The 7,138-nt window shown below is 60.0% G+C and carries 9 protein-coding genes; 5 read left to right on the forward strand and 4 right to left on the reverse strand.

Translation table 11 applies throughout. From position 1 onward, the window contains the following. Positions 1 to 1,089: copper oxidase (locus ENZ75_RS15250; protein ID WP_164887834.1), on the forward strand; the 1,089-nt coding region annotated here is incomplete at its 5' end. A gap of 55 nt (positions 1,090 to 1,144) precedes the next feature. On the opposite strand, the gene ENZ75_RS15255 is transcribed toward ENZ75_RS15250, so the two are convergent. Together ENZ75_RS15255 and ENZ75_RS15260 are read right to left on the reverse strand one after the other, a co-directional pair. Beyond that, positions 1,145 to 1,375: a hypothetical protein gene (locus tag ENZ75_RS15255; RefSeq protein ID WP_063172178.1), complete on the reverse strand. Its 231-nt coding sequence runs from the start codon at positions 1,373 to 1,375 to the stop codon at positions 1,145 to 1,147. Between the two features lie 59 nt (positions 1,376 to 1,434). Further along, positions 1,435 to 1,662, reverse strand: coding sequence for a hypothetical protein (locus tag ENZ75_RS15260; protein ID WP_013531524.1), 228 nt, complete (start codon positions 1,660 to 1,662; stop codon positions 1,435 to 1,437). Positions 1,663 to 1,913: 251 nt separating this feature from the next. Here ENZ75_RS15260 and ENZ75_RS15265 point away from each other — a divergent pair, with 251 nt between their 5' ends. From ENZ75_RS15265 to ENZ75_RS15280, 3 genes are all read left to right on the forward strand, one after another. Then, the gene (locus tag ENZ75_RS15265; RefSeq protein ID WP_013531523.1) at positions 1,914 to 2,309 is read left to right on the forward strand and encodes a hypothetical protein; all 396 of its coding nucleotides are present in this window, start codon (positions 1,914 to 1,916) and stop codon (positions 2,307 to 2,309) included. Between the two features lie 55 nt (positions 2,310 to 2,364). Then, positions 2,365 to 3,555, forward strand: a complete 1,191-nt coding sequence (locus ENZ75_RS15270) for an NADH-quinone oxidoreductase subunit D (RefSeq protein WP_063168035.1) — start codon at positions 2,365 to 2,367, stop codon at positions 3,553 to 3,555. A gap of 401 nt (positions 3,556 to 3,956) precedes the next feature. Continuing rightward, positions 3,957 to 4,142 carry a hypothetical protein gene (locus ENZ75_RS15280; protein ID WP_013531520.1) on the forward strand — a complete coding sequence of 62 codons (186 nt, stop codon included), beginning with the start codon at positions 3,957 to 3,959 and terminating at the stop codon, positions 4,140 to 4,142. 39 nt (positions 4,143 to 4,181) lie between these two features. Here ENZ75_RS15280 and ENZ75_RS15285 read toward each other — a convergent pair whose 3' ends face one another. Both ENZ75_RS15285 and ENZ75_RS15290 read right to left on the reverse strand, forming a co-directional pair. Beyond that, positions 4,182 to 4,931, reverse strand: a complete 750-nt coding sequence (locus tag ENZ75_RS15285) for a metallophosphoesterase (protein WP_013531519.1) — start codon at positions 4,929 to 4,931, stop codon at positions 4,182 to 4,184. Next, on the reverse strand, positions 4,924 to 5,733 hold the full coding sequence (locus ENZ75_RS15290; protein WP_063168036.1) for a nucleotidyltransferase family protein: 810 nt from the start codon (positions 5,731 to 5,733) through the stop codon (positions 4,924 to 4,926). Before ENZ75_RS15290 ends, ENZ75_RS15285 begins: the two co-directional genes overlap by 8 nt. A gap of 375 nt (positions 5,734 to 6,108) precedes the next feature. Here ENZ75_RS15290 and ENZ75_RS15295 point away from each other — a divergent pair, with 375 nt between their 5' ends. Beyond that, complete coding sequence (locus ENZ75_RS15295) at positions 6,109 to 7,020, forward strand: agmatinase (RefSeq protein ID WP_063168037.1); 912 nt, start codon at positions 6,109 to 6,111, stop codon at positions 7,018 to 7,020. The last annotated feature ends 118 nt before the right edge of the window (positions 7,021 to 7,138 follow it).

Below are 7,138 nucleotides of genomic sequence, written 5' to 3' on the forward strand. Positions count from 1 at the left end.
CCGCAGATAGCAGCCCTCGGCATGGTCTCGGTGCTGGCGCTGGCGATTGGCATGGCCGCACCGGCGAACTGGCTGAACCTGACGCTTTCGGCACGTGACGTCGGCGGGGCGATCATGCCGCAAGGCATGATCATGGGCCGCGACACGCCGGCGGAAGCCATGCGTGACATGGCTGCAACCAATCCGCATCGCGTCACGGCATCCTATGGCCTTGCCGCCAAAGGCGACCAGGAACTGCCATTCCGCCTGGAGAACGGCGTCAAGGTGTTCGACCTCAGGCCCTCAGTGGTCCGCTGGCAGATCCTGCCCAATGTCGCGGTCGACGCCTATGCCTACAACGGCCAGATCCCCGGTCCGCGCATCCACATTCGCCAGGGCGATAAGGTTCGCATCGACGTCACCAATGACCTGCCTGAGGAGACCACGGTGCATTGGCACGGCATGATCCTGCCGAACCAGATGGATGGGCCCGCCGAGATCACCCAGCCGCCGATCGAGCCTGGGCAATCCTATTCCTACGAATTCACCGCGACCCAGCACGGGACCTATTTCTATCATCCGCATGCCAAGCCGGACCGTACCCAGGCGCTGGGGCTCTATGGGGCGCTGATCATCGACCCTGCCAATCCCGCCGACGAGGTTCAGGCTGACCACGACTATGTGATCGAACTTCAGGAATGGCTGGTGCGCGATGGACTGACCTATCCTTCGATGCCGATGGAAGGCGGTATGCCGAACTTCTTCACCATCAACGGCAAGGCCTATCCCGCAACCGACGCCATCCCCATGAAGGTGGGCGAGACGCTGAAGGTGCGTTTCATCGGCACCAATAATGGCTTCGTCCATCCCATGCATATCCATGGCGGACCCTTCGAGGTCGTCGCTCGTGACGGTGAGACGCTTCCTCCCTCGGCGCGCTTTCTGGCCGATACGATCAATGTCGGGCCAGGACAGCGCTATGACGTCGTCTGGAAGGCACGGCGTCCCGGCAAGTGGCTCATCCATTGCCACATCCCGCATCACACGACGAACAACAATGTCGAGGAAAAGGGCGGCGGCGGGCTGATGGTCGTGATCGACGTCGGTTAAATCTGCCACCCCCCTGTGGATTTACCTGTGTCATCGGGGGGCGCGTTGTTGCGCGCTACTTCTTGATAATGGTTCCGTTGCGCAAGTCGAATGCTTCGGTACCGCGAGCCTGGCGATAGAAATCATCCTGCAATTCACCCCATTCGCCGAGAAAGGCGCCGCAATTGCTGCAATGAATTGGCGTCGACTCGTTGGCGTCGTCGGGAATGTCCATTTGGATGGTCCCACAAGCCTTGCAATCGAGTTTGTCGTCCAGCCGTCGTCCCATTTCCCAATGATTGCGCATTTTCGACCATGAGCCAATTGTCGATTTCGTACCAAATCGCATCGACCATGGCTCATCGGTCAATCGCGAGAGTCAAAAAGGACGGCCAGACCCAGTTCCCGTGCCAGCTCGATGATCGTCTCCATCAATTCATCATCTGTATCCTGCAAATAAGGCGCGTCCCTGCGAGCGGCCTCTATCGCCGCTTTGACCGAAACGATGTCGCCGTATCGCGCACTTCGAAGCTCTTCTGCCAGAAACGCCTTGGCGGTACCGACAGGTCTTATTGCCCATCTGGCGATGCTCATGCGGCTCCCTCCCATGGTCACCTCAGCTTCATTTTGATCCTGTCCAAGGTGCAGATCAATCGATGGTACGATTCCGTACGGAGCTACCCAACCGGTTGGAGACAGCCGTGTGACGAACGCCTTGGCCAGGGTTTTCGGCGTCTCTCTGGGGTGAGTTGGGGCGAAATCGCCCGGTGGGACCGGCCTTGCGGAACCATCGCTCAGCATGGGGGTTTCTTCAAAATCTCCCTCGAAGAATGCAAGGAGCGACCATGCGCATGTTGACGATAGCTGTCGCGCTTTCCGGGGCGGTCACCATTCAGCCCGTCTACGCCCAAACTATCGGACCGCAGCTTCCCCAGGTGACGCCACCGCAGGGCGAAGCGCAGCCGGAGCTGGCGCCGCCCGATCCAGGCTCTGCCGGTTTGAATTTCACCGGCGTCGCCATTGTCGCCGTCGAGGATTTGCCGGACGAAATCAAGGCGCAGGCCGATGCCGTGATTAACCAGACCAGCGCCGAAGATTTGCTTCGCCTGCAAAGCTCCGTCGATGCCTCACCTCAGGCGACGTCGGCTTTGAGAGCGAATGGGCTCAATTCCTCGCAGGTTGTCGCTGCAAACATAGATGGCGATGGCACGCTGACGCTGATCATTCAGACGACGACTTGAGGCATCGAACCATACGCATCACTGAATCGACGAAATGCAGTCGCGGAGAGCAGCAATGGTCGAAGCCGCCGTTCGCAACTTCACCATCAATTTCGGGCCACAGCATCCCTCCGCCCATGGTGTTCTTCGGTTGGTGCTCGAACTGGACGGCGAGATCGTCGAGCGTGCCGATCCGCATATTGGCTTGCTCCATCGAGGCACCGAAAAACTCATAGAGCACAAGAACTATTTGCAAGCGCTGCCCTATTTCGATCGGCTCGACTATGTCGCGCCGATGAACCAGGAGCATGCGTTCTGCCTCGCCGCCGAAAAACTGCTCGACATAACAGTTCCAAAGCGTGGGCAGCTTGTCCGTGTTCTTTTTTGCGAAATTGGCCGGCTTCTGTCGCATCTCCTCAATGTCACGACCCAGGCCATGGATATCGGCGCCCTGACGCCGCCGCTTTGGGGATTTGCGGAGCGCGAGAAGCTGATGGTCTTTTACGAGCGCGCCTCCGGCGCTCGCATGCATGCGAATTACTTCAGAATCGGCGGCGTGCACCAGGATTTGCCTGCGAAGCTTCTCGACGACATCTGGGCTTTCTGCGATCCGTTCCTCAAAGTCTGTGACAACCTCGACGATCTGCTCACCGGCAGCCGCATCTTCAAGCAGCGCAATGTCGATGTTGGTGTGATCGGGCTGGATGATGCCTGGCGCTGGGGATTTTCCGGCGTGATGGTACGCGGATCGGGCGCGGCATGGGATTTGCGCAAGGCACAGCCATACGAATGTTACCCTGACATGGATTTCGACATCCCCGTCGGCAAGAACGGAGACTGCTATGACCGTTATCTCGTCCGTATGGAGGAGATGCGCCAGTCGGTGCGGATCATGAAGCAATGCCTGGAAAAACTGCGGTCATCCGAAGGCCAGGGGCCGGTCGCGATTCCGAACCAGAAGATCACGCCGCCGCGGCGCGCCACGATGAAACGCTCTATGGAAGCGACCATCCAGCATTTCAAACTTTATACCGAGGGGCATCGCGTGCCGGCGGGAGAAGTCTACGCCGCGGTTGAAGCGCCAAAGGGAGAATTCGGCGTTTATCTGGTTTCTGACGGGGGCAACGTCCCTTACCGGTGCAAAATACGTGCGCCATCTTTCGCCCATCTGCAGGCGATGGATTTCCTGTCTCGAGGGCACATGATCGCCGACGTTGCCGCGATCATCGGGTCGCTCGACATCGTGTTTGGCGAGATAGATCGTTAGTCCTCGGCAGGTTGCGCGCTTGCCCCGCGATGCAGAAATTCCCTCTCATGCGTGGACGGGAGGCTCTTCATTCTCGTCGGGGTTGGGCAGCGGAGTCTCGTCCGGAAGCGTTTCCGGTTCGGGTTCCTCGATCGGCTCCGGCTTCCATGTTGGAGGCGGCACGGGCATATCGCGATTTGGGTCTGGCTGTCTTGGCTGTGGCATCTAACTATCTCCGTTCAGTCGGAACAACTCGTCCGCCGTGGCATGGTTCCTGGCAGAATACAGCCATCGAGATCGTTGCGCCCTCAAGGCAGGCGCACGTTGGTCCGCCCACGGATGCCGGCGCAAAAGTTGCAGATCGTTCGGAACCGGTCGGATTTTCGAGCCGTTGTCGTCGAAATCGACCAAGGAGAAGCGTGATGAAGGACAAGTCAGGAGATATCGACCATACATTGCCGCAGGTCGCCATCGACGATCAGCAGGTGCGACAGCTGGCCGCCACGACCGATTTGCCGTCAAGGCAGGCACGCGAACTGGTGCGCCGTCACGGCAACGATCCGCGGAAGCTGGAAGAGTTGGCGAGGTCGATCAACGCCACCAACTGAGTCCAGGCCAATGGGCATCGACGGCGCAAGCCGTTGGCATCAGATTTCCAGCAAGGCGTAGGGGCGGCCGCCAGGTTTGGCCACATGCATGGCGACGTTGTAGACCTTGGCTCCGCCAGGCGTTTGGCCTTCGTAAGAACCGCGATGTGCATGACCGTGCACGACAGCACTGACCTGGAATCGATCGATCGTTTCGGCCAGACGTGAAGAGCCCAGAAACGGAAATATTTCCAGCGGTTCTCCCGCGACGGTGTCGGCAATCGGCGCGTAGTGAAGGATCACCAGCGTGCGCTTGGCCCGCACCTGGCGCATCGCATTTTCAAGTCGCATTGCCTCGTTCACGCTTTCCGCGACCATCGTCTTGATCGCCGGTTCCCCGAATGAGCCGAGCATGCGTGACCCGAAGCCGCCTATGAATCCCTTCACGCCGACAAAACCGACCTCCTCGATTTCGACTGTCTGCCCGTCGAGGAGGTGAACATGCGCCTGCCGCAGGATCTTCGTGACGTCTTCCACCGCACCGGACTCGTAGTCATGATTGCCGAGGACTGCCACAACCGGGATCGAGCAGTTGCGCAGATCCTCGGCCAGCATCTCCGCTTCACGAGGCTTGCCGAGATTGGTCAGATCTCCCGTGAGAACGAGAATGTCCGCTTCGCTCGATATCTCGCCGAAGAGGTCTCGATACGAGTTTTGTGCATCTTCCCGCACATGGAGATCCCCGACCGCGGCAACTTTGAGCGCGCGTGCGCCGTCCTTGGGCGCGCTGCTCTTGACGGGATCAGCCATCACGGAATTCTCCCACACCACCGACGCCGGCGAAGCCCCATTCCTTGACGTCGATCTCGTAGTCGGTTTGCGAAAGCAGCCGCCCACGGCAGATCTTCATCCTTGGAGACGGCAATTGCCGTTGCTTGGCGAGGCGGTCGAGCAATTCATCGAGCAACCAGGCCGGGATATGATCCCGCTCGCTCGGATAGATCCATCTGAAATTGATAAGCTGCATCAACAGAACCTCCCAATGAACCTCCAGATAAGAAAGCAGCCGGTGCCAATCGATCTGATCGCCCGCCTTGAGAATCGTATGAGCGATATCGGCGCCGTCGTGTCGCCCTCTGTCCTGGATAAAGCATTTGGACCAGATGAGTTCGGTCGGGCCGATGATCCGCACCCTGCTGCCCAACAGCTCGGTTTGGCGGGCGTGTTCCAGCCACAGGTCGCCAACAGGCACCGTGCCGTTGGCCGAGCCGAAGATGACGTCGAAGAAATGCGTGCCCTTGAACACCTTGCCGAGCCACCGGTCGTCCTCGATTTCGACGGCATATCCAAGCTGCTTGAAATGGGCGAGGATCCGCGCGTAGTCGCCTGCCTTGCAGAAGATATCGAGGTCCTTGGTCTGGCGGGTGACACCCGTATAGGCGCTTACCGCGTAGGTCCCGGCGACCAGAAAGGGAATGTCGGTGGCGGCAAGCTCGCGGATTGCTTCGGTATAAAATACCTCCGCCTCGGCATTTTTGAGCGTCGGCGCCGCCTTTGCGTCAATCATGGGAAGCGAGACCAGAACGTTTTCAGGCAATGGGCCATTGGTCATGAAACGATGACTCCGAATCCGGCAACCGGCAGTCGCCCGCTGTGGTAACAACGTGAACCCCGCCTGGTTCCGCTACCGGGCGGCCAGCCAAAGGTTCATTCTCGTCACGTACTGGAAATTTCGGGATCGCGCCTGCCGATCCAAGCCCGGCCCAACGTCATCGCCGGCGCGCAAGTCTCTATGTCGCCTCGGAATCGGCCCATGCCGCCGCCAATGTCCCATTGGCCCAAATTTGAAACACCCCGTGGGTGCTCGATCTCGATCGTTTTAGAGTTTATTGGGCTTACCCAATCGGGTACAAAGCTGAAGCCGAGGCGCTTGATCTAACCGCACCCCGATCGGCGTGCGCCAAGCCATCATCAGGACCATCAAGGCATGACCCCCTCGCCTCCCTTTCTCGGCTTTCCCGACCGTCTTGCAGATAGCCGCGTGCCTCGTGCGGTGATCTTCGGGGCCGGTCACGGCAGCACCTATCCCGGCAAGGACAGCAGCGGCTATGCCTTGGCCGCCAACGCCATCCGTGCTGCCAGCCAGGACGATGCCGCGTTCGTCGAGCACTGGGATTTCGATCTTGGCGGCCCGCTGTTCGACGGCAAGCCGGACTCTTGCGTCGACGCCGGCGATATCTTGACCACCATGCATGACAATGCCGGCAACCGGGCCAGGATCGAGGCAAAAACGCGCGAGATCCTGACGTTGCCGGCTGTGCCGATCCTGATCGGCGGCGACTGTTCCATGACCATTCCCTTCCTCGCCGGCTTTGCAGAGCACGGGCCGGTCTGGGTCCTGCAGGTCGACGCCCATATAGACTGGCGCGACGAGGTTCATGGCGAACGCCACGGCTATTCGAGCCCGATGCGCAGGGCAAGCGAGATGCCGCATGTCGCCGGCATGGTGCAGGTCGGTCTGCGCAGCGTCGGCAGCGCGCGCATCGCCGAAATCGAAGCAGCCCGGCGCTATGGCAGCCGCTTCGTGACCGCCCGCGAGGTTCATGCCCAGGGCGTCGAAGCCGCGCTCCGGCATATTCCGGAAGCCGCGCGGGTCGTCGTCACCCTCGACTGCGACAGCCTTGATCCAAGCATCATGCCGGGCGTGGCGGCGCGTACACCCGGCGGCCTCACCTACACGCAGGTAATCGACCTGATCGCCGGCCTCGGCAAACGGGCCAGGATCGCAGGATTCGACCTTGTCGAGTTCTATCCTCCGGCCGATATTGACGGCCTGTCAGCGCTGACCGCCGCGCGCCTTCTTGTCAATGTGGTCGGCACCGTCGTCCGGCAGGTTTGATGTCAAAATCCCGCTCTTCGCCGCAGAGCGGCCCAAAGGCGCGTGAGCGAGCTTGCGGTTGAAATGCCCTTTTTGACACCTGGGTATTCGATCCTGCCTCGTCCGACCGGCTCGTCGC

The sequence above is a fragment of the Mesorhizobium sp. M7A.F.Ca.CA.002.04.1.1 genome (assembly GCF_004022805.1).
GTDB lineage: Bacteria > Pseudomonadota > Alphaproteobacteria > Rhizobiales > Rhizobiaceae > Mesorhizobium > Mesorhizobium ciceri.